At 62.3% G+C, this 26,364-nt stretch carries 21 protein-coding genes and 1 pseudogene; 18 read left to right on the top strand and 4 right to left on the bottom strand.

All coding sequences use genetic code 11. The annotated features are described in order from the left end of the window. Positions 1-99: 99 nt before the first annotated feature. Complete coding sequence (locus tag NVB75_RS05510) at positions 100-1,512, bottom strand: lytic transglycosylase domain-containing protein (protein WP_258346354.1); 1,413 nt, start codon at positions 1,510-1,512, stop codon at positions 100-102. Positions 1,513-1,610: 98 nt separating this feature from the next. Continuing rightward, positions 1,611-2,378, bottom strand: coding sequence for a hydroxyacylglutathione hydrolase (gloB, locus tag NVB75_RS05505; RefSeq protein ID WP_258346353.1), 768 nt, complete (start codon positions 2,376-2,378; stop codon positions 1,611-1,613). 65 nt (positions 2,379-2,443) lie between these two features. Between gloB and NVB75_RS05500 the strand changes: the two genes are divergently transcribed. From NVB75_RS05500 to dnaQ, 3 genes are all read left to right on the top strand, one after another. Continuing rightward, positions 2,444-3,202 carry a methyltransferase domain-containing protein gene (locus NVB75_RS05500; protein ID WP_076013855.1) on the top strand — a complete coding sequence of 253 codons (759 nt, stop codon included), beginning with the start codon at positions 2,444-2,446 and terminating at the stop codon, positions 3,200-3,202. 101 nt (positions 3,203-3,303) lie between these two features. Beyond that, entirely contained in the window at positions 3,304-3,756 is a 453-nt protein-coding gene (gene rnhA, locus NVB75_RS05495) for a ribonuclease HI (protein WP_003207474.1), read from the top strand. 70 nt (positions 3,757-3,826) lie between these two features. Then, the gene (gene dnaQ, locus NVB75_RS05490) at positions 3,827-4,567 is read left to right on the top strand and encodes a DNA polymerase III subunit epsilon (RefSeq protein ID WP_258348540.1); all 741 of its coding nucleotides are present in this window, start codon (positions 3,827-3,829) and stop codon (positions 4,565-4,567) included. A 16-nt stretch (positions 4,568-4,583) separates the two neighbouring features. On the opposite strand, the pseudogene NVB75_RS05485 reads toward dnaQ, so the two are convergent. Both NVB75_RS05485 and NVB75_RS05480 read right to left on the bottom strand, forming a co-directional pair. Continuing rightward, positions 4,584-4,703: pseudogene (locus NVB75_RS05485) on the bottom strand (outer membrane lipoprotein carrier protein LolA); the annotation flags it as partial. Continuing rightward, entirely contained in the window at positions 4,700-5,560 is an 861-nt protein-coding gene (locus NVB75_RS05480) for a LysR substrate-binding domain-containing protein (protein WP_003207477.1), read from the bottom strand. The gene NVB75_RS05480 and the pseudogene NVB75_RS05485, both read right to left, overlap by 4 nt. A 240-nt stretch (positions 5,561-5,800) precedes the next feature. On the opposite strand from NVB75_RS05480, the gene NVB75_RS05475 reads away from it, so the two are divergent. From NVB75_RS05475 to NVB75_RS05405, 15 genes are all read left to right on the top strand, one after another. Further along, positions 5,801-6,637: a transporter substrate-binding domain-containing protein gene (locus tag NVB75_RS05475; protein WP_258346352.1), complete on the top strand. Its 837-nt coding sequence runs from the start codon at positions 5,801-5,803 to the stop codon at positions 6,635-6,637. Between the two features lie 3 nt (positions 6,638-6,640). Then, entirely contained in the window at positions 6,641-7,447 is an 807-nt protein-coding gene (locus tag NVB75_RS05470) for a transporter substrate-binding domain-containing protein (protein ID WP_258346351.1), read from the top strand. After that, on the top strand, positions 7,440-8,861 hold the full coding sequence (locus tag NVB75_RS05465; RefSeq protein WP_258346350.1) for an FAD-binding oxidoreductase: 1,422 nt from the start codon (positions 7,440-7,442) through the stop codon (positions 8,859-8,861). The genes NVB75_RS05470 and NVB75_RS05465 overlap by 8 nt, the downstream gene beginning before the upstream one ends. After that, positions 8,858-10,069 carry an aminotransferase class I/II-fold pyridoxal phosphate-dependent enzyme gene (locus NVB75_RS05460; RefSeq protein ID WP_258346349.1) on the top strand — a complete coding sequence of 404 codons (1,212 nt, stop codon included), beginning with the start codon at positions 8,858-8,860 and terminating at the stop codon, positions 10,067-10,069. The genes NVB75_RS05465 and NVB75_RS05460 overlap by 4 nt, the downstream gene beginning before the upstream one ends. Further along, the gene (locus NVB75_RS05455) at positions 10,066-10,800 is read left to right on the top strand and encodes an amino acid ABC transporter permease (protein WP_076013862.1); all 735 of its coding nucleotides are present in this window, start codon (positions 10,066-10,068) and stop codon (positions 10,798-10,800) included. The genes NVB75_RS05460 and NVB75_RS05455 overlap by 4 nt, the downstream gene beginning before the upstream one ends. Further along, positions 10,790-11,482: an amino acid ABC transporter permease gene (locus NVB75_RS05450; RefSeq protein WP_258346348.1), complete on the top strand. Its 693-nt coding sequence runs from the start codon at positions 10,790-10,792 to the stop codon at positions 11,480-11,482. Before NVB75_RS05455 ends, NVB75_RS05450 begins: the two co-directional genes overlap by 11 nt. Then, positions 11,469-12,293, top strand: coding sequence for an amino acid ABC transporter ATP-binding protein (locus NVB75_RS05445; protein WP_063030762.1), 825 nt, complete (start codon positions 11,469-11,471; stop codon positions 12,291-12,293). The genes NVB75_RS05450 and NVB75_RS05445 overlap by 14 nt, the downstream gene beginning before the upstream one ends. 16 nt (positions 12,294-12,309) lie before the next feature. After that, positions 12,310-12,906 (top strand): cysteine dioxygenase, encoded by a 597-nt coding sequence (locus NVB75_RS05440; protein ID WP_258346347.1) that lies wholly within the window; start codon positions 12,310-12,312, stop codon positions 12,904-12,906. A 135-nt stretch (positions 12,907-13,041) separates the two neighbouring features. Continuing rightward, complete coding sequence (locus NVB75_RS05435) at positions 13,042-13,689, top strand: glutathione binding-like protein (protein WP_258346346.1); 648 nt, start codon at positions 13,042-13,044, stop codon at positions 13,687-13,689. A 24-nt stretch (positions 13,690-13,713) separates the two neighbouring features. Next, positions 13,714-16,461 (top strand): cystathionine beta-lyase, encoded by a 2,748-nt coding sequence (metC, locus tag NVB75_RS05430; RefSeq protein ID WP_258346345.1) that lies wholly within the window; start codon positions 13,714-13,716, stop codon positions 16,459-16,461. Between the two features lie 108 nt (positions 16,462-16,569). Then, a complete protein-coding gene (gene tpx / locus NVB75_RS05425; protein WP_003207496.1) occupies positions 16,570-17,070 on the top strand; it encodes a thiol peroxidase in 501 nt (166 codons plus the stop codon). Positions 17,071-17,301: 231 nt separating this feature from the next. After that, positions 17,302-18,609, top strand: a complete 1,308-nt coding sequence (locus NVB75_RS05420; RefSeq protein WP_258346344.1) for an MdtA/MuxA family multidrug efflux RND transporter periplasmic adaptor subunit — start codon at positions 17,302-17,304, stop codon at positions 18,607-18,609. After that, positions 18,606-21,707, top strand: a complete 3,102-nt coding sequence (locus NVB75_RS05415) for an MdtB/MuxB family multidrug efflux RND transporter permease subunit (RefSeq protein ID WP_258346343.1) — start codon at positions 18,606-18,608, stop codon at positions 21,705-21,707. Before NVB75_RS05420 ends, NVB75_RS05415 begins: the two co-directional genes overlap by 4 nt. Next, on the top strand, positions 21,704-24,811 hold the full coding sequence (locus NVB75_RS05410; RefSeq protein ID WP_258346342.1) for an efflux RND transporter permease subunit: 3,108 nt from the start codon (positions 21,704-21,706) through the stop codon (positions 24,809-24,811). Before NVB75_RS05415 ends, NVB75_RS05410 begins: the two co-directional genes overlap by 4 nt. Continuing rightward, on the top strand, positions 24,808-26,340 hold the full coding sequence (locus tag NVB75_RS05405; protein ID WP_275712244.1) for an efflux transporter outer membrane subunit: 1,533 nt from the start codon (positions 24,808-24,810) through the stop codon (positions 26,338-26,340). The genes NVB75_RS05410 and NVB75_RS05405 overlap by 4 nt, the downstream gene beginning before the upstream one ends. The last annotated feature ends 24 nt before the right edge of the window (positions 26,341-26,364 follow it).

Raw genomic sequence — 26,364 nt, 5'->3', positions numbered from 1 at the left:
TTGCTCGCGAAGGACGCCAACGATAACGCTGGCATTCCGAATTAACGCGGTGTCCTTGCGTTTTTCGCGAGCAAGCTCGCTCCTACGGGGTTTGCGGTGTTATCTAGGCCCGGAAACCACCAGCATCTGCCCTGGCTTCAGCGCCTGGCCAGTGCGCGGGTTCCAGCGCTTGAGATGTTGCATCTCGACGTTGAAGCGCTTGGCGACGATGTACAGCGAGTCGCCTTTCTTGACCTTGTACTGCACCGGCTTCTTGCCGCCGGCCTTGGCCACCAGTTTGCGGGTGTCCTGCATGACCAGGGTCTGGCCGACCTTGAGCGCCTGGCCATTGAGCTGGTTCCAGCGCTGCAGGTCATGCACATCAACCTTGTTGGCCTTGGCAATCAGGGTCAGGTTGTCGCCGCTGCGAACCTTGTAGCTACGGGTGCGACCGGCCACAGCCTTGTGTTCAACTTCGTCGAACACCTGCTTTTTCGGGCGCATGCTCAGTAATTCTTCGGGCTTCATCGCCGAAAGGCTGCTGGCCAGCAACTGCGCCTTGGAAGTCGGCACCAGCAAATGCTGCGGGCCATCCAACGTGGTACGTTGCTTCAGGGCGGGGTTGAGCTGGAACAGTTCGTCTTCGTCGATCTCGGCCAGCGCGGCAACCCGTGACAGGTCCATGCTCTGCTTGACTTCGACCACTTCGAAATACGGCGTGTTGGCAATCGGGCTCAGGTTGACGCCGTAGGCTTCGGGAGCCAGCACCACCTGGGACAGCGCCAGGAACTTGGGCACGTAGTCCTTGGTTTCCTGGGGCAGTGGCAGGTTCCAGTAGTCTGTCGGCAAGCCGAGCTTTTCGTTGCGCTCGATGGCCCGGCTGACGGTACCTTCGCCCGCGTTGTAGGCCGCCAACGCCAGCAACCAGTCACCGTTGAACATGTCATGCAGACGCGTCAGGTAGTCCAGGGCGGCGGTGGTGGAGGCGGTGATGTCGCGGCGGCCGTCGTAGGCGCGGGTCTGACGCAGGTTGAAGTAGCGCCCGGTGGAGGGAATGAATTGCCACAGGCCCACCGCATCGCTGCGCGAATAAGCCATTGGGTTGTAGGCACTTTCAATCACTGGCAGCAGCGCCAGCTCCAGAGGCATGTTGCGTTCTTCAAGGCGTTCGACGATGTAATGAATGTAGAGACTGCCGCGTTCGCCGGCGTTCTCAAGGAAGGAAGGGTTGCTGGCAAACCACAATCGTTGCTGTTCAATGCGCGGGTTGACGCCTAACCCGTCCTGCAATTGAAAGCCCCGGCGCATGCGTTCCCAGACATCCTGGGGCACTTCCGGGCTTGGCTTCTCTGATAGCCAAATGGGTTTTTGCTTGATCTTGGCGGTAAGGTTTGGCTTGGGTTGCACGGTGGATTGTGCGGCAAAATGGGTCGATTGGCAGCCCGCCAGAGTAGCGGACACAGCCACCGCCACGGCTTGAGCCAGGCGGGTCAATGCGTCTGAATGGTTGGTTTTACGAATAGATGACGACATTGGCTGGAAGTAAGTTCCGGGCAAAAATGTCGGGCGATTCTAGAAAGCGCTTTGGTTCCGGTCAACCATTCAGAAATTACGTATCAGAATCCTTCCACTTAGAACGTATCTTTCCACGACCTCAAGCTAGCAAATACCTCACTCCCGGCCTGGTTATCCCGGCCATTCCGTTCGTCCGCTTTTTCTTTAACGGATGTTTCAGAGGTCCGCAGAAAGGGGTTGGTGAGTTTTTCCAGGGCCAGGGTTGAGGGCAATGTGATCTGGCCGTTCGCCCGCAGTTGCCGCACGTTCTCCGCCCGTTCGGCGATATCCGCGTTATGCGGTTCCACGGCCTGGGCGAATTTCAGGTTACTTTGTGTGTATTCATGGGTGCAGTACACCAGCGTGTCGGCCGGCAGGGCCGCCAGGCGTTCCAGGGAGGTGTGCATTTGCTGCGGGGTGCCTTCGAACAGCCGGCCACAACCGGCGGCGAACAGGGTGTCGCCACAGAACAGCACGCCCTCGTGATAAAAGGCGATATGGCCCAGGGTGTGCCCGGGAACGGCAAACACCTCGAAGTCCCAGCCCAGCACGTTGATGCGGTCGTTGTCCTGGAGGGCGACGTCCCGCGCCGGGATTTTTTCGTTCGCCGGGCCGTAGACCGTGGCGCCTGAAACACTTTTAAGTTGTTCGACGCCGCCGACATGATCATGGTGATGGTGAGTCACCAGGATGTCGCTGAGAGTCCAGTCGGGGTGCTGCTGGAGCCAGGCCAGCACGGGCGCGGCATCACCGGGATCGACCACCGCGCAGCGCTTGTTCGGCTGATCCTGTAACAACCAGATGTAGTTATCGGTGAAGGCGGGCAGGGCACTGATCTGTATCATTCTTTGATTCGCCAAGCTGAACACATTGGTGCATCTTAGAGCTTCTTGGCGAGTTGGAGAATGCAATGACTGATAAAGCGTTCGCCCAGGCCGATCCCGAGTGGCTGGCACTGATCAGTGCCGCCCGTGAATGGCTGTCCGGGCCTGTCGGGCAATTTTTACTGGATGAAGAACGGCGCATGCTCGAAGACGAGCTGGGTCGGTTCTTTGGTGGCTACCTGGTGCATTACGGTCCCTCGGCGCAAACCCCGCCGTCGGCACCCCAGGTGCAACGCAATGTGCGCCTGGGTGCGCCGTTGCCGGGTGTCGAGATTGTCTGCGAGGAGCAAGCCTGGCCGTTGAGCGAGCATGCGGCCGACGTGGTGGTGTTGCAGCATGGCCTGGATTTCTGCCTGTCGCCCCATGGCTTGCTGCGCGAAGCCGCCAGCAGCGTGCGCCCAGGTGGCCATTTGCTGATCATCGGCATCAACCCCTGGAGCAGCTGGGGCTTGCGGCACGTATTCGCCCATGATGCCTTGCGCAAGGCACGCTGCATCTCGCCCTCGCGCGTCGGTGACTGGTTGAACCTGCTGGGCTTTGCGCTGGAGAAACGCCGCTTCGGGTGCTATCGTCCGCCGCTTGCGTCCGCCAAGTGGCAGGGCCGGTTGGCCGGCTGGGAGCGCAGGGCCGGAGCCTGGCAATTGTCTGGCGGTGGTTTCTACTTGTTGGTGGCGCGCAAGATCGTCGTGGGCCTGCGCCCGGTGCGCCAGGTACGCCGCGAACCGATGGGCAAGCTGGTACCGATGCCGATGGCCAAGGTCAATCGCAAGCAGAGCGAGCAGTAAAAAACCTTTTTTGATTTCAGGTCGAGTCTCTCGACCTCGGGCCTTTGTCGGTCGATTATCGGCAACCCGCTTTGATGGATCCCGCTTTAATGGACAGTGAAATGACCGATACCGTAGAACTCTTCACCGATGGCGCCTGCAAGGGCAACCCGGGCCCCGGCGGATGGGGCGCCTTGCTGGTGTGCAAAGGCGTGGAGAAGGAACTGTGGGGCGGCGAAGCCAACACCACCAACAATCGCATGGAGCTGATGGGGGCGATTCGCGGCCTGGAAGAGCTCAAGCGTCGTTGCGACGTGTTACTGGTGACCGACTCCCAGTACGTGATGAAGGGCATCAACGAGTGGATGGTCAACTGGAAGAAGCGCGGCTGGAAGACTGCGGCCAAGGAACCGGTGAAAAACGCCGACCTGTGGCAGTTGCTCGATGAGCAATGCAATCGCCACAACATCACCTGGAAGTGGGTGCGCGGGCACATCGGCCATCCCGGCAACGAGCGGGCCGACCAGTTGGCCAATCGCGGCGTGGATGAAGTGCGCGGCTACAAGCAGAGCTGATGCCGGTTCACGTGTTAAGATCCCGCCCTTTGAAATGTACCAAACCGTTGAGAGCTGAACCCTGATGGCCATCCGATCTGTTGTACTCGATACCGAAACCACCGGCATGCCGGTGACCGACGGCCACCGGATCATTGAAATCGGCTGCGTCGAACTGATGGGCCGTCGCCTCACCGGCCGGCATTTCCACGTCTACCTGCAACCGGATCGCGAAAGTGATGAAGGCGCCATCGGCGTCCACGGCATCACCAACGAATTCCTGGTAGGCAAGCCGCGGTTTGCCGAAGTGGCCGATGAGTTCTTCGAGTTCATCAACGGCGCACAGCTGATCATCCATAACGCGGCGTTCGACGTTGGCTTCATCAACAACGAATTCGCACTGATGGGCGCGACCGACCGGGCGGATATCACCCAGCACTGCTCTATCCTCGACACCTTGATGATGGCCCGTGAGCGTCACCCGGGCCAGCGCAACAGCCTCGATGCCTTGTGCAAACGCTATGGCGTCGACAACTCCGGCCGTGAACTCCACGGCGCCTTGCTCGACTCCGAGATTCTCGCCGACGTTTACCTGACCATGACCGGCGGCCAGACCAGCCTGTCCCTGGCCGGTAACGCTTCGGACGGCAATGGTTCGGCAGAAGGCTCGGGCAATCGCCCTTCGGAAATCCGCCGCCTGCCGGCGGATCGCCGGCCCACCACGATTATTCGTGCCAGCGAGCAGGACATGGCCGAACACGCGGCCCGTCTTGAGGCAATCGCCAAGTCCGCCGGCGCACCCGCGTTGTGGACCCAATTGACCCAGCAATAACGACGCCTGAACATCCTGTAGGAGCGAGCTTGCTCGCGAAAAACCTGAGACCGCCGTTGGGTGTCAGGTTTCCCGCGTCATTGTTAACGACCTTCGCGAGCAACCTCGCTCCTGCCGGTAAGCTCGCCGGCTTCACCCAAGCGCCAATCCCTGGCTGGCCCTGATCAAGTCATAAGCCTTGCGTGCAATCGGGTTCGCCGTGTTCGGGCGAATCCACAGGTAATACGTGACCTCCGGCATTCTCGGCAGCCCGTCGTTCTCTCCCAATACCCGCATGTCCGGCCCGAGCATTTCCATGCTCCGTGGGGTCACGCCGAGCCCTGCGCGGGTTGCCGCCTTGATCCCGATCAGGTTCGACGCCAGGTACGCCTGCCTCCACGGTATGTTCGCCCGTTCCAGCGCCTCCAGGGCATAGCGCCGATAGATGCTCGGCTCATCCACCAGAATCAACGGCAGCGGTTCGCTCGGCGAGTGAATGTATTGCGCCGAACAGATCCACCACACCGGCGAGGTACGCAGCGCAAAGCCTTCCAGGTTGGCGTCGGCGCGGGTGGAAATCACCATGTCCACCTTGCCCCGATGCAAGTCATCCATCAGGAACGGGCTGCGGCCCACGTCGATTTCCAGGCGCAGGCGCGGTGCCGAGCGGGCGATGTGGCTGAGGATCGGCGGCAGGATGGTGTCGGCGATGTCGTGGGGCGAGCCGATGCGCAGCACGCCGCTGAGGCTGCTTTCCCGCAGGGAGTTAAGTGCATCGTCATTCAGCGACAGCATCTGCCGCGCATGCCGCAACAACTGCATTCCAGGTTCTGTCAGCTGCTTTTGCCGGCCACGTTTTTCAAACAGGCTGACGCCTACTTGCTGTTCGAGGCGCTGCATATGCTGGGTGACGGAAGATTGCGTGCGTGCCAGGTGGGTGCCGGCTTCGGCAAAACTGTGGTGGTCGACCACGGCGATAAAGGTGCGGAGCAGTTCGAGATCGAGGGTCGACATGGCCATTCCAGGGCGTTTTTTATATCAAGGGTGCGAAGATAAACATTACATATGTTTATGTGTTGTGGCGTCGAATTTTTACAGAGGCCAATGATTGCGAGTATATGGCCAAAAGCGAGGTCGTCCATTTACGGGAAGTTATAACGATATTAGATATTTGAATTTCCGTTACCCCGGCACTCTCCCTAGCATGCCCCCACATCAGGTCGGGGTACGCCGACCGCTAATGAGGGGAGTTCCATGGGTTTTGTGCGCGCGGCGGTAAAACGAAGGTTGCCTGTGGTCCTGGGCGCATTGATCGCCCTGGGCGGCAGCGCGGTGGTGCAGGCCGACGCGACCCTGGACAAGATCCAGCAGCGCCATGTGCTGGTGGTCGGCGTGCTGCTGTCCGGCGGGCCGTTTGGCGGCATCGACCCCACCACTCAGAAGCCCAAGGGTTTGAACGTTGACCTGGCCAACGAGCTGGGCCGGCAGTTGGGCGCCGAGGTGCAACTGGTACCGGTATTGCCGGCCAATCGCGTGCAGTTCCTGCAGCAGGGCAAGGTCGACCTGCTGATCGCCAATATGGAGTGGACCTCCGAGCGCGGCGAAATCCTCGGTTTCGTACCGACGCCGTTCTACAGGATCGGCGGCACCGCAGCGGTACTCAAGGACAGCAAGATCACCCACTGGGAAGACCTCAAAGGCCAGCCGGTGTGCACCTCCCAGGGCAGCAGCTACGTCAAGCCGCTGACCGAGCTGGGCGCACAGATCAAAGGCTTCAAGAGCTCCTCCGAATCCCTGCTGGCCCTGCGCGGCAACAACTGCGTCGCGGCGGTGCATGACTCCACCCTGATCAACCCGCTGATCAACGACAGCGCCGAATGGAAGGACTACCGCGCCATCAGCCCCGAGCTGAACCCGGCGCCGTCGGTGATCTGGACTCGTCGCGGCGAGAACGACACCCAGGCCAAGCTCGACCCGATCATCAAGGAACTGCACCGCAGCGGCTGGCTCATCGACGCCCAGACCCGCAACCACATCACCCCGGCGTCCCCGGCGCTGGTGGAGTTGCAGAAACAGTTCAAGGGCGCCTGACACATGACATTGAAAACCCTGACTGCCTTGGGCCTGGCGCTGTGCGCAAGCCTGGCCCACGCTGACGCAACCCTCGACAAAATCCAGCAACGCCACGCCATCAGTGTCGGCGTGATCCTCAGCGGCCCGCCGTTCGGCACCCTCGACCCCAAGACCGGCGAACACCTGGGCTACAACGTCGAGCTGGCCAAGGGCCTCGGCCAGGCGCTGGGTGTGGAGACCAAGACCGTCTCGGTACTGGCGCCCAACCGCGTGCAGTTCCTGCAACAAGGCAAGGTCGATGTGCTGATCGCCAACATGCAGTACACCGACGAGCGCGCCGAGATTCTCGACTACGTGCCCACGCCCTATGAAGAAGTCGGCGGCGCAGCGTTGATTCGCAAAGGCGCCGGTATCACCCAGTGGGCCGACCTCAAGGACAAGCCGGTGTGCGTGTCCCAGGGCAGTAACTTCATCAAGCCGTTGCAGGAAACCTACGGCGCGCAGATCAAGGCGTTCCGCAGCCAGTCCGAATCCCTGCTGTCGCTGCGCGGCAATGGCTGCGTGGCGGCGGTGCACGTCAGCCCGACCATGCACGCGCTGCTGGAGGATGCCGAATGGTCCGGCTACGAGATTCCGTTGCCGGGGGATTTGATCCCGTCCAAATCCGTGATCTGGATCCGCAAGGGCGAGCACGACACCCAGGCCAAGCTTGACGCCATCGTGCGCGACTGGCATCGCAGCGGCTGGTTGATCGCCCTCGGCGAACGCACCGGCATGGCCCCGTCGCAGGCCCTGCGTAATCTGCACGAGCAGTACAGTCATGAGTGAAACGCTCTTCGCCACCCTGCAGCAATTGCTCGGCGCCGCCCATGTGCAGCGCAGTGAAGACGCTCCCCAGTACCTTACCGACAAACAGGGCCGCTACACCGGCCAGGTGATCGCTGTGGTGCACCCAGCCAACACTGAGGAAGTCGCCGCCGTGGTGCGCGCCTGCGTGGCCCTGGAAGCGCCCATCGTGGTTCAGGGTGGCAACACCGGGCTGATGGCAGGCGCGACGCCGGACGCCAGTGGTCGTGCGGTATTGCTGTTGCTCGACCGCATGAACCGGGTACGCGTGATCGATACCGACAACGACACCCTGACCGTCGAAGCCGGCTGCATCCTGCAAAACATCCAGGACGTGGCCCGGGAAGCCGATCGCCTGTTTCCGCTGAGCCTGGGCGCCGAAGGCAGTTGCACCATTGGCGGCAACCTCGGGACCAATGCCGGCGGCACGGCGGTGCTGCGCTATGGCAACACCCGCGAGCTGACCCTGGGCCTGGAAGTGGTCACTGCCGAAGGCGAAATCTGGAACGGCCTGCGCGGTCTGCGCAAGGACAACACCGGCTACGACTTGCGGGATTTGTACGTGGGCAGCGAAGGCACCCTCGGCATTATCACCGCCGCGACCCTGAAGCTGTTCCCGCTGCCCAAGGCCCAGGCCACTGCGCTGCTGGCCTTTGATGAGTTGGCTCAGGCCGTCGCTTTTCTGTCCCATGCCCGCGCCGGTTTTGGCGCAAATCTCACGGCATTCGAGCTGCTCAGCGCCGATTGCCTGGCGCTGTTGCGCGAGCAGTTTCCCGAAGGCCCGCAACCGTTCCTCAAGGCCAGCCAACCCTGGTTCGCTTTGCTGGAACTCTCGGATAACCACGGCGAAACCCACGCCCGCGAAGCCTTCGAAAACGTCCTCGGTGAAGCCTTCGAGCAGTCATTGCTGGCCGACGCACTGATCGCCGAGAGCCTGGCGCAGAGCGAAGCCCTGTGGCTGCTGCGAGAGAACATGAGCGAGGCGCAGAAGCGCGCCGGGCGCAATATGAAGCACGACATCTCGGTGCCTATCTCGCAAATCGTCGCCTTCGTCGCCCATACCGATGCGCTGTTGCAGGTGCATTTTCCCGGCGTTCGCAACTTCACGTTCGGGCACCTGGGGGACGGCAACCTGCATTACAACGTGGCCCATCCGCTGGGTTCCACGGTGGACGAGCACATGCGCAACTACGCCGAACTGAGCTTGCTGGTGCATGACAGTGCCCATGCTCACGGCGGCTCCATCAGTGCCGAGCACGGAATCGGCCAGCGCAAGGTCGGCATGCTGGGCCGCTACAAAAGCCCGGTGGAGCTGGACCTGATGCGCCGCATCAAGAAGGCCCTCGACCCGAAAAACCTGCTCAACCCCGGCAAAGTCCTGGAGGTGCGGCCATGACGGTTCGTCTGTCGAAGCGAGTGCAGCGGGTGTCGCTGTCGGCCAACGCGGCGGCCAAGTCCCGTGCCACGGAACTGCGCGATGCGGGCCGCGACATTCTGGACCTGACCACCGGTGAGCCAGACTTCGACACCCCGGAGCACATTAAACAAGCCGCCTACGCGGCCATCGCTGCGGGCGCCACCAAATACACGCCAACACCTGGTGTGAAAGCCTTGCGCGTTGCGGTGCAGCGCAAGCTGGCCGAAGAAAACCACCTGGACTATTCGCTGCCGAATATCGTGATCGCCAACGGCGCGAAACAGATCATCTTCAACGCCTTCGCCGCCACCCTCGACGACGGCGATCAAGTGCTGGTGCCGACGCCGTACTGGCCGTCCTTCCCTGACAGCGTGCGGTTCAACGGTGGCGAACCGGTGTTTATCGAGTGCGGGCTGGAGCAGGGCTGCAAGCTGCTGCCGGACCAGCTGGAACAGCACATCAATCAACGCACCCGCTGGCTGATCCTCAACGGCCCGGGCAACCCGAGCGGTGCCGTGTACAGCGAGGCTGAATTACAGGCGCTGGCCGAGGTGCTGCATCGCCATCCCCAGGTGCTGGTGCTGCTGGATGAACTCTACGAACACATTCGTTTCGACGGCCGCCCGGCCCAGAGCCTGCTGAACGTCGCACCGGATTTGCAGGACCGTTGCCTGCTGGTGGGCGGCGTGTCCAAGACCTACGCCATGACCGGATGGCGCATCGGTTTTGGCGCCGGGCCGCAGACCCTGACCAACGCCATGGCGGTGGTGCAATCGCAATCCACCTCCGGCGCTTCTTCCGTGGGTCAAGCCGCTGCATTGGCCGCGTTCACCGGCGGGCTGGGCTTTTTGGCCGAACAAGTGGCGGCTTATCAGCTGCGCCGGGACCTGCTGATGATGGCCCTCGGCACCGTCGACGGCCTGGAAGTGCTCGAACCTCAGGGCGGCTTTTTCGTGTTCGTGCGCTGCGCCGGTTTGCTTGGTCGCTATCGCCCGGACGGTCAACAGCTGAACGACGACAGCGATGTTGTCGAGTACTTGCTGGAGGAGGGCGTGGCCGGTGTAGCCGGCAGCGCCTACGGCCTGTCGCCGTGGTTTCGCCTGTCCATCGCTACGGCGACCGACAGCGTGGACGAAGCCGGCCGCCGTATCGCTGCCGCCTGCGGCAAGCTGCGGGGCGCCGAATGAGTCATTGGCTGGAGATTTTTGTGCATTGGGCCGCCGGTATCGGCCTCAACTACAGCTTCCTGCTGGATGCCTATCAGCGCGGCACCCTGGAGCAGGGCGCGCTGACCACCGTGCTGTTGTGCCTGTTCACCATCGTCGGCAGCCTGCTGGCGGGGATCAGCCTCGCGGCGCTGCTGACTTCGGGCAATCCGTGGCTGGCCAAGCCGGCGCGGGTGTTTATCGAAGTGACCCGCAACACGCCTACGCTGGTTCAGCTGTACTGCGCATTCCTGGTGTTGAACATGCTGCTGACCCAGGCTGTCGGTGCGGCTAACCCGCTGACGCCGTTTGCCTGGGTGGTGATCGTGATCTCGTTGCACAAGGGCGCGTTCCACGCCGAAGCCCTGCGCGCCGGCATTGAGGCGGTACCTTCCGTGACCCTGGAAGCCGCCAGCTCCCTGGCCTTCAGCAGCCGGCAACTGCTGTGGAACGTGCAGTTGCCGTTGGCCCTGCGCTTCGCCTTGCCGTCGCTGATCAACAACCTGATTGACCTGGTGAAAATGACTGCCGTGGCCTCAGCCATCGCCGTGGGCGATATCACCTACGCCTCGATCATGATCTGGACCCAGAGCGACAACGTGCTGGAGCTGATGATTCTGATCCTGAGCTTTTTCGGCTTGCTGAGTTTTACCGTCAATTGTGTGGGGCGCTGGCTGGAAGCGCGCCTGAGGATGCCCGGCTATGGCCATTGATTCATTCCCGGTGCTGTCGGCGTTGCTGCAATGGTCGCCGGCGCTGGTCAGCGGTTTCGGCCAGAACATCCTGATCAGCCTGGTGGCGATTGGTCTCGGCTCGCTGCTGGGCCTGATAGTGGGCGCGTTGGCCCTGTCGCCATTGCGCCTGCTGCGCTTGCCGGCACGAGTCTGGGTGCAGATTTTCCGCAATGCGCCGTGGCTGGTGCTGATCTATTTCACCACCTACGTGTTTCCGTTCGAGATCCATATTGGCAGCAGCTATGTGTCGTTCCCGGACTGGGTCAAGGTGACCATCGGCCTGGCGTTGCCCGCCAGCGCGAACGTGGCGGAGATCTTTCGCGGCGCCATCGGCTCGATCCCCAGCACCCAATGGGAAGCGGCGCGGTCACTTGCATTTACCCGTGGCCAGATCTTCCGCTCGATCATCCTGCCCCAATGCTTCAAGCGCATGTTGCCGCCGTGGATGAACCTCTACGCGGTGGTCACCATGGGCACCGCCCTGGCTTCGCTGGTGGGCGTGCACGACGTGATCGACACCGCACAGATCGCCAGCAACACCGTGAACATGACCGGCTTTACCGTGGTGATCTACCTGAGCCTGCTGGTGCTGTTCTTCGCCTACTGCTACCCGATTTCCCGTTTGACCCAACGCCTGGAGCGCCGTTATGCCTTCTATTGAACCCCTGGTCAGCCTGCGGGACTTGCAGCTGTCGTTCGGTGACAACCGGGTGCTCAAGGGCATCGACCTCGACGTGCATCGCGGCCAGGCGGTGTCGATCATCGGCCCGTCGGGCTCGGGCAAGTCGACCATCCTGCGTTGCATCACCGGGCTGTTGCAGCCCCAGCGCGGCACCATCCGCGTGGGCGAGACCCGGGTCGACACGCTGACCCAGGAAGCCCAGCGCATCGAGTTGCGCAAGCGCGTCGGGTTTGTGTTCCAGCAATACAACCTGTTCCCGCATCTGTCCGTGCTGGAAAACCTGGTGATCGCCCCGCGCAAGGTGCTTGGCCGTCACCGCGCCGAGGCAGAGAAGGACGCCCGGGCGCTGTTGGCCAAAGTGCGCATGGAGCACAAGGCCGATGCCTATCCCGGCCAGTTGTCCGGCGGCCAGCAGCAGCGGGTGGCGATTGCCCGGGCGTTGGCGATGCGCCCCGAGCTGATCCTGTTCGATGAAGTGACCTCGGCCCTGGACCCGGAAACCGTCGGCGAAGTGCTGACGGTGATTCGCGAGCTGACCGAAGAAGGCATGACCTGCGTGCTGGTAACCCATGAAATGCGTTTCGCCGAAGAGATCAGCGACATCGTCTACTTCACCGAAAACGGCGTGATCGTCGAGCACGGCAGCGCCGAGCAGATCTTCCAGCGCCCCACCAGTGAACGCACCCAGGAATTCCTGCGCCATGCCTTGGGCGATCCCGGCCGCCGGCCACCCACCGCCAACGATCCGTACCTGTTGACCAACCTGAGCCGCTACACCCTGTCTGTCTAACAAGAGGAACCTCGTCATGAGTACCGCAAACCGTGCCGCCGTTATCGAAGACTTCCTGCAGCAGATCCGTGTTATCAACCAGCGTGGCGTAGACCGCGCGGCCCTGGTGGAAATTGTCGGGCTGCTGGAAACCCTGGCCGAGCGCCGGGACCTGTTCAACTTCAACGAATTCCCCGCGCCAGTACCGGGGCAGGGCAGCACCGCGTTCCGCTATCGCCTGAATGACGACGGCGACACGCCGACCCTGTACCTGAATTCGCTGCTGCCGGGCAAAAGCACCCTTCCTCACAACCACGAAACCTGGGCGATCATCACTGCCGTTGAAGGCCAGGAAATCAATTACGTGTATGGCCGCAACGATGAAGGGCGTGAGGAAGGCTTCACCACCCTGACCCTTGAGAAAGAAGTCGTCGTGCAGCCGGGCACCTCTATCTCGTTTCTCGGTGAAGACCTGCACGGGATTCGCGTTGAGGGTGAGCAGGCGACCTTGCATTTCCACCTGTACGGCCTGCCGCTGGAATCCCTTAACGGCCGTTATGGCGTTGAAGCAGACGGCCGGATCCTCAACTACAACGCCTCGCAGATGGCCCCTTCAATCCGGGCCTATTCCTGAGCACAACACACATCAACTGTGGGAGCGGGCTTGCTCGCGAATGCGGTGGGTCAGAAACGCATTCATTGGCTGACACACCCCATTCGCGAGCAAGCCCGCTCCCACAATTGGATCAGCGTTCATCCAGGGTTTTTTATGATTGATCTGTATTACTGGCCTACGGGCAATGGCCTGAAAGTCGGCATCCTGCTGGAAGAGCTGGAGGCGGAGTACCGCCTGATTCTGGTCAACATCCGCGAAGGCGCGCAGAAGCAGGAAAGCTTCCAGCGCATCAGTGCGAATGGGCGGATTCCGGCGATTGTCGATCACAGCCTTGAAGCACCCCTGAGCCTGTTCGAATCCGGGGCAATCCTGAATTACCTGGCGGACAAAGCGGGGCGCTTCCTGCCGCCCGCCGGCACCGCCGAGCGCCAGAAGGTCCAGGAATGGCTGTTCTGGCAGGTGGGGCATATCACCCCGTACCTGAGCCAGTTGCAGCTGTTCAAGGAGAAGGCCCCGGAGCCGATTCCCTTTGCCCTGGATTTGCTGAATACCGAAGCCACGCGCCTATATCGGGTGCTGGAGCAACGCCTGGCCGAGGTGCCGTATGTGGCAGGCGAATACTCGGTGGCCGACATGGCGATCTTCCCGTGGATCCAGCCCCTGCGCCAAGGCCAGGACCAGGCGGACTACCCGAACATCCAGGCCTGGCGTTTGCGCATCAAGGCGCGCCCGGCGGTCCAGCGGGCTTATGCCAAGGGACGCGAAGTCGCCGCCGGCGAGCGTTCACTGGCCTTGCAGTAACTCATCTTTTTTTGCGGGACTTCCATGAGCCAGACCATCACACCCGGGCAATTGCAACAATGGCTGTTCGACGGCCAGGAAATCGCCCTGTTCGACGTACGCGAGCACGGCCAGTACGGCGAGGCCCATCTGTTCCACGGGGTAAACCTGCCCTATAGCCGCCTGGAGCTGGAGGTGCAGCGCCTGGCCCCCAACCCTCAGGTGCGCCTGGTGATTTACGACCAGGACGGCGGTGATGTGGCGGCGCGCACGGCGCTGCGCTTGCAGACGCTGGGCTACCGGCAGGTGCATGTACTGGAAGGGGGGGCTGACGGTTGGCAGGCTGCCGGCCTGCAGCTGTTTGCCGGGGTGCATGTACCGTCAAAGGCTTTTGGCGAGTTGGTGGAAGAAGCCAGCCACACGCCCCACGTCTCCGCGCAGCAACTGGCGGAGTGGCAAGCCAAGGGCGAGCCGCTGGTGGTGTTGGACGGCCGACCGTTCGATGAATACCGCAAGATGACCATTCCTGGCTCCATCTGCTGCCCCAACGGTGAGCTGGGTTACCGCGTGCACGACCTGGTGCCGGATGAGACGACGCCGATCGTGGTCAATTGCGCCGGCCGTACCCGCAGCATTATCGGTGCCCAGACGTTGATCAACCTCGGTGTGAAGAACCCGGTTTATGCGTTGGAAAACGGTACTCAAGGTTGGTACTTGGCGGATTTTAAACTGGAGCATGGCAGTACCCGGCGTTATGCCGATCAGGTCTCGACGGATCTGGCCCAACAGCGTGAGGCTGCCCGGCAACTGGCGGAGCGGGCAGGGGTGGTCAGTGTCGAGGCGGAGCTGGTTCGGCAATGGGCGGCGGATCCGGCCCGCAGCCTGTTCCTGTGTGATGTGCGCACCGCTGAAGAATTTGCCGCCGGCAGTTTGCCGGGGGCGCAGCATACGCCAGGCGGGCAGTTGATTCAGTCCACCGACCTGTACATTGGCGTGCGTCAGGCGCGGGTGGTGCTGTTGGACAGCGACGGCGTGCGTGCGCCGATTGTTGCCAGTTGGCTGCGCCAGTTGGGGCATGAGGCGTATGTGCTGGAGGGTGGAATCCACAGTGGATTGGCGCTGGAGGTAAAGGGGACTGTCCCCTTTGAAGCGCTGGAGGTAAAGGGGACTGTCCCCTTTGAAGCGCTGCTGGTGATATCGGTGCAGGCACTGGCTGACGCGTTGAAGGATGGCGCCGTGGACCTGGTGGACCTGCGCCCGAGCATGACCCACCGCAAGGGCCGAATTGCCGGTTCGCGCTGGTCGATCCGTTCCCGGTTGACCGCCGGTGCGCGCCCGTTGGTGCTGCTGGCGGATGATCCGGCGCTGGCTGCTTTTGCTGCGCTGGGGATGGGCGACGATGTGCGCTTGCTCGACGGCGGCTATGCCGCATGGGTGGCGGCGGGTTTGCCGGTGATCGAGGACGCGCAGACACCTCCCGACAATCAATGCATCGACTTTTTGTTCTTTACCCACGACCGCCACAGCGGCAACAAGGACGCCGCCCGCCAGTACCTGGCTTGGGAAATCGGCCTGCTGGCACAGATGAGCGAAGCGGAAATCGCCAGTCTCAAACCGTTGTTGCCCGCGTCACGGGTGCGTACCCGGTTGATTCATGCGGCGCGTACCGAAGGGGGCAACGGTGGTCGGGCGGTCAACATACCGATCACCCGCCTGAGCACCGTGCTGTTCGACAACCTGGCCCAGATGCGTGACGCCCGCTCCCGACGCGACAGTGAGCGGGTCCTGAGTTACGGCGCACGCGGGAATCCCACCGCTTTTGCCCTTGAAGACTTGGTCACCGAGCTGGAGGGTGGCTATCGCACACGGCTGTATGGCACGGGGCTCGCCGCAGCGGCGCAGACGTTTCTGGCCTACCTGCGGCCCGGCGACCATGTGTTGATCACCGACGCCGTGTATTCGCCGGTGCGCAAACTGGCCCGGGAGTTCCTCCAGCCATTCGGCATCGAAGTCAGCTACTTCAGCCCGGACGGCAGCGGTCTGGAAGCGCAACTGCAAGCCAACACCAAAATGGTCTATGCAGAAGTCCCCGGTTCGCTGTTGTATGAACTGTGCGACCTGCCCGCGATAGCCGCACTGTGCAAGCCGCGCGGAATCTTGCTGGCGGTGGACAATACCTGGGGCGCGGCCTACCTGTACCGTCCGCTGGCGTTGGGCGCCGATATCTCCATTATGGCCCTGACCAAATACCTCGGCGGCCACAGTGACGTGATGATGGGCAGCGTCTGTACTACCGAAGCCGCATGGCCAGCCCTGGCGAAAATCAGCGATACCTTTGGCAATGCGGTGAGCGCCGACGACGCCTACCTGATCCTGCGTGGTGCCCGCACCCTGGCTTCCCGGCTGGACGTGCACGAGCGCCAGGCACTGGCGATTGCCCAATGGTTGCAGGTGCAGCCGCAGGTCAAGCGGGTGTTTCATCCGGCCTTGCCCGAGCATCCGGGGCATGCGCTGTGGAAGCGTGATTTCAGCGGAAGCAATGGCCTGCTTTCGTTCGAACTCAATAACGCCGATGCAGGCTATGTGGAGCGTTTTATCGACGGCCTGCAGCTGTTTGGCCTGGGCGCCTCCTGGGGCGGTTATGAAAGCCTGGTCACCCTGGCCGACACTCAGGATCGCCGGAGTGCCGCTGACCGTGGATTGAACCCGGTGGTGCGCCTGCATGTGGGGCTGGAGGATGTGGAGGCGTTGATCGAGGATCTGCAGCGCGGGTTCGTGGCGGCGGGGCGGTGAGCCTCGCACCATGACAATTTGCGTCCGACCATAGGTGCCCATCGAACTTTGTGTTTAACTTCGGCACCTGAAATTCGTTTCACTACCACCACTAGAAGGATTCCGTTCATGGCTCAAGTTACCCTCCGAGGCAACCCTGTCCAGGTCGAAGGCGATTTGCCGAAAGTCGGCGCCAAGGCGCCAGACTTCACCCTGACTGCTGGCGATCTGTCCGACGCGACCCTGGCGACCTTTGCCGGCAAGCGCAAAGTGCTGAACATCTTCCCAAGCGTTGATACCCCGACCTGCGCCACTTCGGTTCGCAAGTTCAACGCCCAGGTCAACGACGTGAATAACACCGTGGTGTTGTGCATCTCCACTGACCTGCCATTCGCCCAAGCGCGTTTCTGCGGTGCCGAAGGCCTGGAAAACGTGAAGAACCTGTCGGACTTCCGTGAGGCTGCATTCGCTGTCGACTACGGTGTTGCGATTGCCGATGGCCCGCTCAAAGGCCTGACCGCCCGCGCTGTCGTCGTGCTGGACGAGAACGACAACGTGCTGCACAGCGAACTGGTCAGCGAAATCGGCCAAGAGCCAAACTACGAAGCAGCCCTGGCTGTTTTGAAGTAACTGTAACTACGCGTGACTGTCGTTTTGCAGTAACACGTATGATGCAGTATTGCGGCCTGGCCTAGTCCAGGCCGTTTTTATTTGTGCTTCAGACGCTTAGCCGGATAGCCAATGGACTAAGCCAAGAAGTTAAAAGTTGTAAGTCCAAGGTAAATAGCCGGTAAAGGCGCTTTTCTTAACGCGCCCCAGTGCTTATCTTTCAGCCTCCCGAAGAAGAAGCTCTCGCACCCAATGGTTGATCACTCCATGCAATCCACCCCTCGTCACTCCCGCCGCTGGCTGTTCGGCCTGCTCGTGCTGCTGGTTATTGCCGGCCTGTGCTGGAAGTTCTGGCCCGGCAGCCACAAAGACAGCGCCGAGAATAAGCCCGCCGGGCATGCCGGCAAGTCGGGCATGATGCGCCCGGGGTTTGGTGGGTCTACTGGCCCGGTGCCGGTGCGTGTAGCGCCTGCGGTGCAGGGGGAGTTCCCGGTGTACTACAAGGCACTGGGCACGGTCACGGCATTGAACACCATCAATGTGCGCAGCCGGGTAGGGGGAGAGCTGGTCAAGATCGCCTTTGAAGAGGGGCAGATGGTCAAGGCCGGTGACTTGCTGGCGGAAATCGACCCGCGCAGTTACCAGAATGCCTTGCTTCAGGCCCAGGGCACGTTGCTGCAGAACCAGGCCCAGTTGAAAAATGCCCAGGTCGACGTGCAGCGTTATCGCGACCTGTATGCCCAGGACAGTATCGCCAAGCAGACCCTGGACACCGCCGAAGCGCTGGTGTTGCAGTACCAGGGCACGGTCAAGACCAACCAGGGCGCGGTGGATGACGCCAAGCTCAACCTCGAATTCACCAAGATCCGCGCCCCGATCACCGGGCGTGTCGGCCTGCGCCAGGTAGACGTAGGCAACCTTGTCGCCGCCAACGACACCACCTTCCTGGCAGTGATTACCCAGACCCAACCCATCAGCGTGGCCTTCACGTTGCCGGAAAACACCCTGGAAACCGTGCTGGCCCGCTATCACGCCGGCAACAAGCTGCCGGTAGAAGCCTGGGACCGTGGCGATGTGGCGCTGAAAGCCAGCGGCGTGTTGCAGAGCCTGGACAACCAGATCGACGTCACCACCGGTACCCTCAAATTCAAGGCGCGGTTCGATAACAAGGACCAGGCGCTGTTCCCCAACCAGTTCGTGAATGTGCACCTGCTGGCCGACACTCTGCATAACGTGGTGCTGGCGCCGTCGGCGGCGATTCAGTTCGGTAACAATGGCACCTTCGTCTACGTGCTCGATGGCGACAAGAAGGTCAAGGTACGTCCGCTGGTGATCGGTGACTCCGACGGCAACAACACCGTGATCAAACAAGGCCTGGCCGCCGGCGACCGCGTCGTACTGGAAGGCACCGACCGCCTGAAGGACGGCAGCGATATCGAAGTGGTCAACGACAGCACTGAAGTGCCGACCACGCCGACCGAACACCTCCAGGGCCAGCCGGCAGCCAAAACGCAGCAAGGCCCGGCTGATGCCGGCAAGGCGCAAAAGGGCGGCGCATGAACCTCTCGCGGCTGTTCATCCTTCGCCCGGTAGCCACTACCCTGAGCATGCTGGCCATTGTTCTGGCCGGTGCGATTGCCTATCGCCTGTTGCCGGTCTCGGCCCTGCCTCAGGTCGATTACCCGACCATCCGGGTGATGACCCTGTACCCCGGCGCCAGCCCGGACGTGATGACCAGCGCGGTGACGGCGCCCCTGGAGCGTCAGTTCGGGCAGATGCCCGGCCTGACCCAGATGGCGTCCACCAGCTCCGGCGGCGCCTCGGTGCTGACCCTGCGTTTCAACCTCGACATCAACATGGATGTCGCCGAGCAACAGGTGCAGGCCGCGATCAACGCCGCCACCAACCTGCTGCCCAAGGATTTGCCGGCACCGCCGGTGTACAACAAGGTCAACCCGGCGGACACCCCGGTGCTGACCCTGGCCATCACCTCCAAGACCATGTTGCTGCCCAAGCTCAACGACCTGGTCGACACGCGCATGGCGCAGAAAATCGCGCAGATCAGCGGCGTCGGCATGGTCAGCATCGCCGGTGGCCAGCGCCAGGCGGTGCGGATCAAGGTCAACCCGGAAGCCCTGGCGGCCAACGGCCTGAACCTGTCGGATGTGCGCACACTGATCGCGGCCTCCAACGTCAACCAGCCCAAGGGTAACTTCGACGGCCCTACGCGGGTGTCGATGCTCGACGCCAACGACCAGTTGGTCTCGCCCAAGGAATACGCCGAGCTGATCCTCGCCTACAATAACGGCGCGCCGTTGCGGCTCAAGGACGTGGCGCAGATCGTCGACGGCGCCGAGAACGAACGCCTCGCGGCCTGGGCCAATGAAAACCAGGCGGTTCTGCTGAATATCCAGCGCCAGCCCGGGGCCAACGTCATCGAAGTGGTGGACCGGATCAAGGCATTGTTGCCGAGCATCACCGACAACCTGCCGGCGGGCCTGGACGTGACGGTGCTTACCGACCGGACCCAAACCATCCGTGCCTCGGTCCGTGACGTACAACACGAATTGCTGATCGCCATTGCCCTGGTGGTGATGGTGACGTTCCTGTTCCTGCGCCGTTTCAGCGCCACCATCATTCCGTCCATCGCCGTGCCACTGTCCCTGGTGGGCACCTTTGGGGTGATGTACCTCGCCGGCTTCTCCATCAATAACCTGACGCTGATGGCCCTGACCATTGCCACCGGTTTTGTGGTGGACGACGCCATCGTGATGCTGGAGAACATTTCCCGCTATATCGAGGAAGGCGAGACGCCCATGGCCGCCGCGCTCAAGGGCGCCAAACAGATCGGTTTCACCCTGATTTCCCTGACCCTGTCGCTGATTGCCGTATTGATCCCGTTGCTGTTCATGGCCGACGTGGTGGGGCGCTTGTTCCGTGAGTTCGCCATCACCCTGGCGGTGGCGATCCTGATTTCCCTGGTGGTGTCCCTGACCCTGACGCCGATGATGTGCGCGCGTTTGCTCAAGCGCGAACCCAAGGAAGAAGAGCAGGGCCGTTTCTACAAGGCCAGCGGCGCCTGGATCGACTGGTTGATCGAAGCCTACGGGCGCAAGTTGCAGTGGGTGCTCAAGCACCAGCCGCTGACCCTGCTGGTGGCCATCGCCACCCTGGGCCTGACCGTGGTGCTGTACCTGGTGGTGCCCAAGGGCTTCTTCCCGGTGCAGGACACCGGGGTGATCCAGGGCATTTCCGAAGCGCCGCAGTCGATCTCCTTTGCGGCCATGAGCCAGCGCCAGCAGGAACTGGCAAAGATCATCCTCGAAGACCCGTCGGTGGAGAGCCTGTCGTCCTATATCGGGGTGGACGGTGATAACGCCACCCTCAACAGCGGCCGCCTGCTGATCAACCTCAAGCCCCACGGCGAACGGGACCTCAGCGCGGCACAGATCATCACGCGCCTGCAACCGCAATTGGACAAGCTGGTGGGTATCCGCCTGTTCATGCAGCCGGTGCAGGACCTGACCATTGAAGACCGCGTCAGCCGCACCCAGTACCAGTTCAGCATGTCCTCACCGGACGCCGAGTTGCTGGCGCTGTGGAGTGACAAGCTGGTGCACGCCCTCAGCCAGTTGCCGGAACTGTCCGACGTCGCCAGCGACCTGCAGGACAAAGGCTTGCAGGTGTACCTGGTGATCGACCGCGACGCCGCGTCGCGCCTTGGTGTGTCGGTATCGACCATCACGGATGCACTGTACGACGCGTTTGGCCAGCGACAGATTTCCACCATCTACACCCAGGCCAGCCAGTACCGTGTGGTGTTGCAGGCGCAATCCGGTGAAACCCTCGGCCCGGACGCCCTGAACCAGATCCACGTGAAAACCACCGACGGCGGCCAGGTACGGCTGTCGAGCCTGGCCCACGTGGAACAGCGTCAGGCTCAGTTGGCGATTGCGCATATCGGCCAGTTCCCGGCGGTGATGATGTCGTTCAACCTGGCCCCCGGCGTAGCGCTGGGCAAGGGTGTGGAACTGATCAACCAGGCGCAGAAAGACATCGGCATGCCCGTCGGCGTGCAGACTCAATTCCAGGGCGCGGCCCAGGCGTTCGAGGCTTCGCTGTCGAGTACCTTGCTGCTGATCCTGGCGGCGGTGGTGACCATGTACATCGTGCTGGGCGTGCTCTACGAGAGCTACATCCACCCGATCACCATTCTCTCGACCTTGCCCTCGGCAGCGGTGGGGGCCTTGCTGGCCTTGCTGCTCAGTGGCAATGACCTGGGGATGATTGCGATCATCGGCATCATCCTGTTGATCGGTATCGTGAAGAAGAACGCGATCATGATGATCGACTTCGCCCTCGACGCTGAGCGCAACCAGGGCCTGGACCCGCAAACTGCGATCTACCAGGCGGCGCTGTTGCGCTTCCGGCCGATCCTGATGACCACCCTGGCGGCGCTGTTCGGTGCCGTGCCGTTGATGCTCGCCACCGGTTCCGGTGCGGAGCTGCGTCAGCCCCTGGGCCTGGTGATGGTCGGCGGGCTGCTGGTGAGCCAGGTGTTGACCCTGTTTACCACCCCGGTGATCTACCTGTATTTCGACCGCCTTGGCCGTCGCTGGCGCAAAGAGCCCGTGCGCCTGGAGCCGGTTGAGCCATGAACCTGTCCGGACCTTTCATTCGCCGGCCGGTCGCGACCATGCTGCTGAGCCTGGCGATCATGTTGCTGGGCGGCGTCAGCTTCAACCTGCTGCCGGTGTCGCCATTGCCGCAGATCGACTTTCCGGTGATCGTGGTGTCGGCCAGCCTGCCGGGGGCCAGCCCCGAGGTGATGGCGTCGACGGTGGCCACGCCGCTGGAGCGCTCCTTCGGCGCGATTGCCGGCATTACCACCATGAGCAGTTCGTCGAGCCAGGGTTCGACTCGGGTGATCCTGGCGTTCGACTCCAATCGCGACATCAACGGCGCGGCGCGGGAAGTGCAGGCGGCCATCAACGCCTCGCGTAACCTGCTGCCCAGCGGCATGCGCAGCATGCCCACCTACAAGAAGATCAACCCGTCCCAGGCGCCCATCATGGTGCTGTCCCTGACCTCGGACGTGTTGCCCAAGGGCCAGCTGTACGACCTGGCCTCGACCATCCTGTCCCAGAGCCTGTCCCAGGTGCCGGGGGTGGGTGAAGTGCAGATCGGCGGCAGCTCCTTGCCCGCCGTGCGGATCGAACTCGAACCCAAGGCCCTCGACCAGTACGGCGTGGCCCTGGACGATGTGCGTAACACCATCGCCAATGCCAACGTGCGCCGGCCCAAGGGTTCGCTGGAAGACAGCCAGCGCAACTGGCAGATCCAGGCCAACGACCAGCTGGAAAAGGCCAAGGACTACGAACCGCTGCTGATTCGCTACCAGAACGGCGCGGCCTTGCGCCTGGGGGATGTGGCGAAGATCAGCGACGGCGTCGAGGACCGCTACAACAGCGGCTTCTTCAACAACGACTCGGCGGTGCTGCTGGTGATCAACCGGCAGTCCGGCGCCAACATCATCGAGACCGTGAAGCAGATCAAGGCGCAATTGCCGGCCTTGCAGGCGGTATTGCCGTCCAGCGTCAAGCTGAACCTGGCCATGGACCGTTCGCCGGTGATCACCGCCACCTTGCACGAAGCCGAGATGACGTTGCTGATTGCCGTGGCCCTGGTGATCCTGGTGGTGTACCTGTTCCTCGGTAACTTCCGTGCATCGCTGATTCCCACCCTGGCGGTGCCGGTGTCGCTGGTGGGTACGTTTGCGGTGATGTACCTGTTCGGCTTTTCCCTGAACAACCTGTCGCTGATGGCGCTGATCCTCGCCACCGGCCTGGTGGTGGACGATGCTATCGTGGTGCTGGAGAACATTTCCCGGCACATCGACGAAGGCGTGCCGCCGATGAAGGCGGCGTACCTGGGGGCCCAGGAAGTCGGCTTCACCTTGCTGTCGATGAACGTCTCGCTGGTGGCGGTGTTCCTGTCGATCCTGTTTATGGGCGGGATCGTCACCAGCCTGTTCCGCGAGTTTTCCATCACCCTGGCGGCGGCGATCATCGTCTCGCTGGTGGTGTCGCTGACCCTGACCCCGATGCTCTGCGCCCGCTGGCTCAAGCCCCATGTCAAAGGCCAGGAGACAGGCTTGCAGCGCTGGAGCCAGAAGATCAACGACCGCATGGTGGCCGGCTACGCCCGCAGCCTGGACTGGGTGCTGCGCCACAAGCGCCTGACGCTGCTCAGCCTGTTGGTGACCATTGGTGTCAACGTCGCGCTGTATGTGGTGGTGCCGAAAACCTTCATGCCCCAACAGGACACCGGACAACTGATCGGCTTTGTGCGCGGCGATGACGGGCTGTCATTTACCGTGATGCAGCCGAAGATGGAAATCTTCCGCAAGGCGGTCCTGCAGGATCCCGCCGTATTGAGCGTGGCGGGCTTTATTGGCGGCAACAGCGGCACCAACAACGCGGTGATGCTGGTGCGGCTCAAGCCTATCAGCGAACGCAAGATTTCCGCCCAGGCGGTGATCGAGCGCATGCGCAAGAACGTGCCACTGGTGCCCGGTGGGCGCCTGATGCTGATGGCTGACCAGGACCTGCAATTTGGCGGCGGTCGCGACCAGACCACCTCGCAGTATTCCTACATCCTGCAAAGCGGCGACCTCGCGGCCCTGCGTCTGTGGTACCCGAAAGTGGTCGCCGCGCTGCGTGAGCTGCCGGAACTGACCGCCATCGATGCCCGTGAAGGGCGCGGCGCGGCCCAGGTGACGCTGATTGTCGACCGCGACCAGGCCAAGCGCCTGGGCATTGATATGGACATGGTCACCGCCGTGCTCAACAACGCCTACAGCCAGCGGCAGATTTCCACCATCTACGACAGCCTTAACCAGTATCAGGTGGTGATGGAGGTCAATCCGAAGTACGCCCAGGACCCGATCACCCTGAATCAGATGCAGGTGATCACGTCCACCGGTGCCCGCGTCCCGCTGTCGGCGATCGCCCACTATGAGAACAGCCTGGCGGACGACCGGGTCAGCCATGAAGGCCAGTTTGCCTCGGAGAATATTGCGTTCGATATGTCACCCGGGGTCACGGTGGAGCAGGGCACGGCCGCCATCGAGCGGGCGATTGCCAAGGTCGGCCTGCCTGAAGATGTGATCGCGAAGATGGCCGGTACGGCCGACGCTTTTGCCGCCACCCAGAAAGGCCAGCCGTTCATGATCCTCGGTGCGCTGGTGGCGGTGTACCTGGTACTGGGGATTCTGTACGAGAGCTACATTCACCCGCTGACGATTCTGTCGACCTTGCCGTCGGCCGGGGTGGGCGCCTTGCTCTCGATCTATCTGCTGGGGGGCGAGTTCAGCCTGATCTCGCTGCTGGGGCTGTTCCTGCTGATCGGGGTGGTGAAGAAAAACGCGATCCTGATGATCGACCTTGCGTTGCAACTGGAGCGCAAGGACGGCATGACCCCGCTGGAATCGATTCGCGCCGCCTGCCTCGTGCGGCTGCGCCCGATCCTGATGACCACCCTGGCGGCGATTCTGGGTGCCGTGCCGTTGCTGCTCAGTAGTGCCGAAGGCGCGGAAATGCGCCAGCCCCTGGGCCTGACGATTATCGGCGGGCTGGTGTTCAGCCAGATCCTGACCCTCTACACCACGCCTGTGGTTTACCTTTATCTCGACCGCCTGCGCCACCGTTTCAACGGCTGGCGCGGAGTGCGTACCGATGCTGCCCTGGACACTGCGCTATGACCGATTCAACGCGTTCCCCTGTAGGCGCGAGCTTGCTCGCGAAGGGCGACAACGATAACGCTGGCATCCTGAATGAACCTGGTGTTCTCAGGCTTTTCGCGAGCAAGCTCGCGCCTACAGTGGGCCTCGTGCTGATGCTCAGCGCCTGTGCCGTGGGCCCGGATTACAAACGTCCCGAATTGACCGAACCGGCCCAGTACAAGGAAGCCCAGGGCTGGCGCCAGGCCGCGCCCAGCGATTCGTTGGCCCGAGGGGCCTGGTGGGAGCTGTACGGCGACAAACAACTCAATGAGCTGGTAGAAAAACTCAACAGCTCCAACCAGACCGTGGCCCAGGCCGAGGCGCGTTATCGCCAGGCGGCATCCCAGGTGCGCAGTGCCCGTGGGGCGTTCTTCCCGACCGTCGACCTGAGTGCCGGGAAAACCCGTGCCAGCCAGGGCACCGGCAGCAGTAACGCGAGCCTGAGCAGCTCCAGCAGCGGTATCCGCGACACCTTGAACGCCCAGTTGGGCGTGAGTTGGGAAGCCGATATCTGGGGCAAATTGCGCCGGGGCCTGGAAGCCAATGAAGCCAGCGCCGAAGCCAGCGCAGCGGACCTCGCGGCGATGCGCCTGAGCCAGCAATCGGAGCTGGTACAGGATTACCTGCAACTGCGGGTCATGGACGAACAGACCCGTCTGCTGCAAGCCACGGTGGACACCTACCAACGCTCCCTGCAAATGACCCAGAACCAATACCGCGCCGGTGTCTCGGGCAAGGACGCCATCGCCCAGGCCCAGACCCAGCTGAAAAGCACCCAGGCCAGCATGATCGACCTGATCTGGCAGCGGGCGCAGCTGGAAAACGCAATTGCCGTGCTGATCGGTGTGCCGCCGGCCAACTTCAACCTGGCGGTGAGCAAAGACATTCCGGCGCTGCCGCAGATTCCGGTGAGCCTGCCGTCGCAACTGCTGGAACGCCGACCGGATATCGCCCAGGCTGAGCGCTCGGTGATTGCGGCCAACGCCAATATCGGCGTGGCCAAGACCGCCTACTACCCGGACCTGACCCTGAGCCTGGCCGGCGGCTATTCCAGCAGCACCTACGCCGACTGGATCAGCCTGCCGAACCGCTTCTGGTCGGTGGGACCGAAACTCGCCATGACCCTGTTTGACGGCGGCCAGCGTTCGGCGGAAGTCGACCGGGCCGAAGCGTCCTATGACGAAACCGTGGCCAAGTATCGCCAGACCGTACTCGATGGTTTCCGCGAAGTGGAAAACTACATGGTCCAGCTCAAGGTCCTGGAGGACGAGGCAGTTGTCAGCAACGAAGCCCTCGACGCAGCCCGAGAATCCCTACGCCTGACCCAGAACCAGTACAAGGCCGGTCTGATCGCTTATCTCGATGTGGTCACCGTGCAAGCGACGGCCCTGAGCAACGAGCGCACGGTGCTGACCCTGCTGCAAACCCGTTTGGTTGCCAGCGTGCAACTGATCGCCGCGCTGGGCGGTGGTTGGGATGGGCAGATGCAGCTGAGCGACAAGAAGTAAACACCGATCCTGCAGGTGTGCTGG

The sequence above is a fragment of the Pseudomonas sp. CBS genome, assembly GCF_024734645.1.
In the GTDB taxonomy this organism is placed as follows: domain Bacteria; phylum Pseudomonadota; class Gammaproteobacteria; order Pseudomonadales; family Pseudomonadaceae; genus Aquipseudomonas.
Note: the sequence above shows the minus strand (reverse complement) of the source record. Positions and strands in the feature narration are given on the sequence as shown.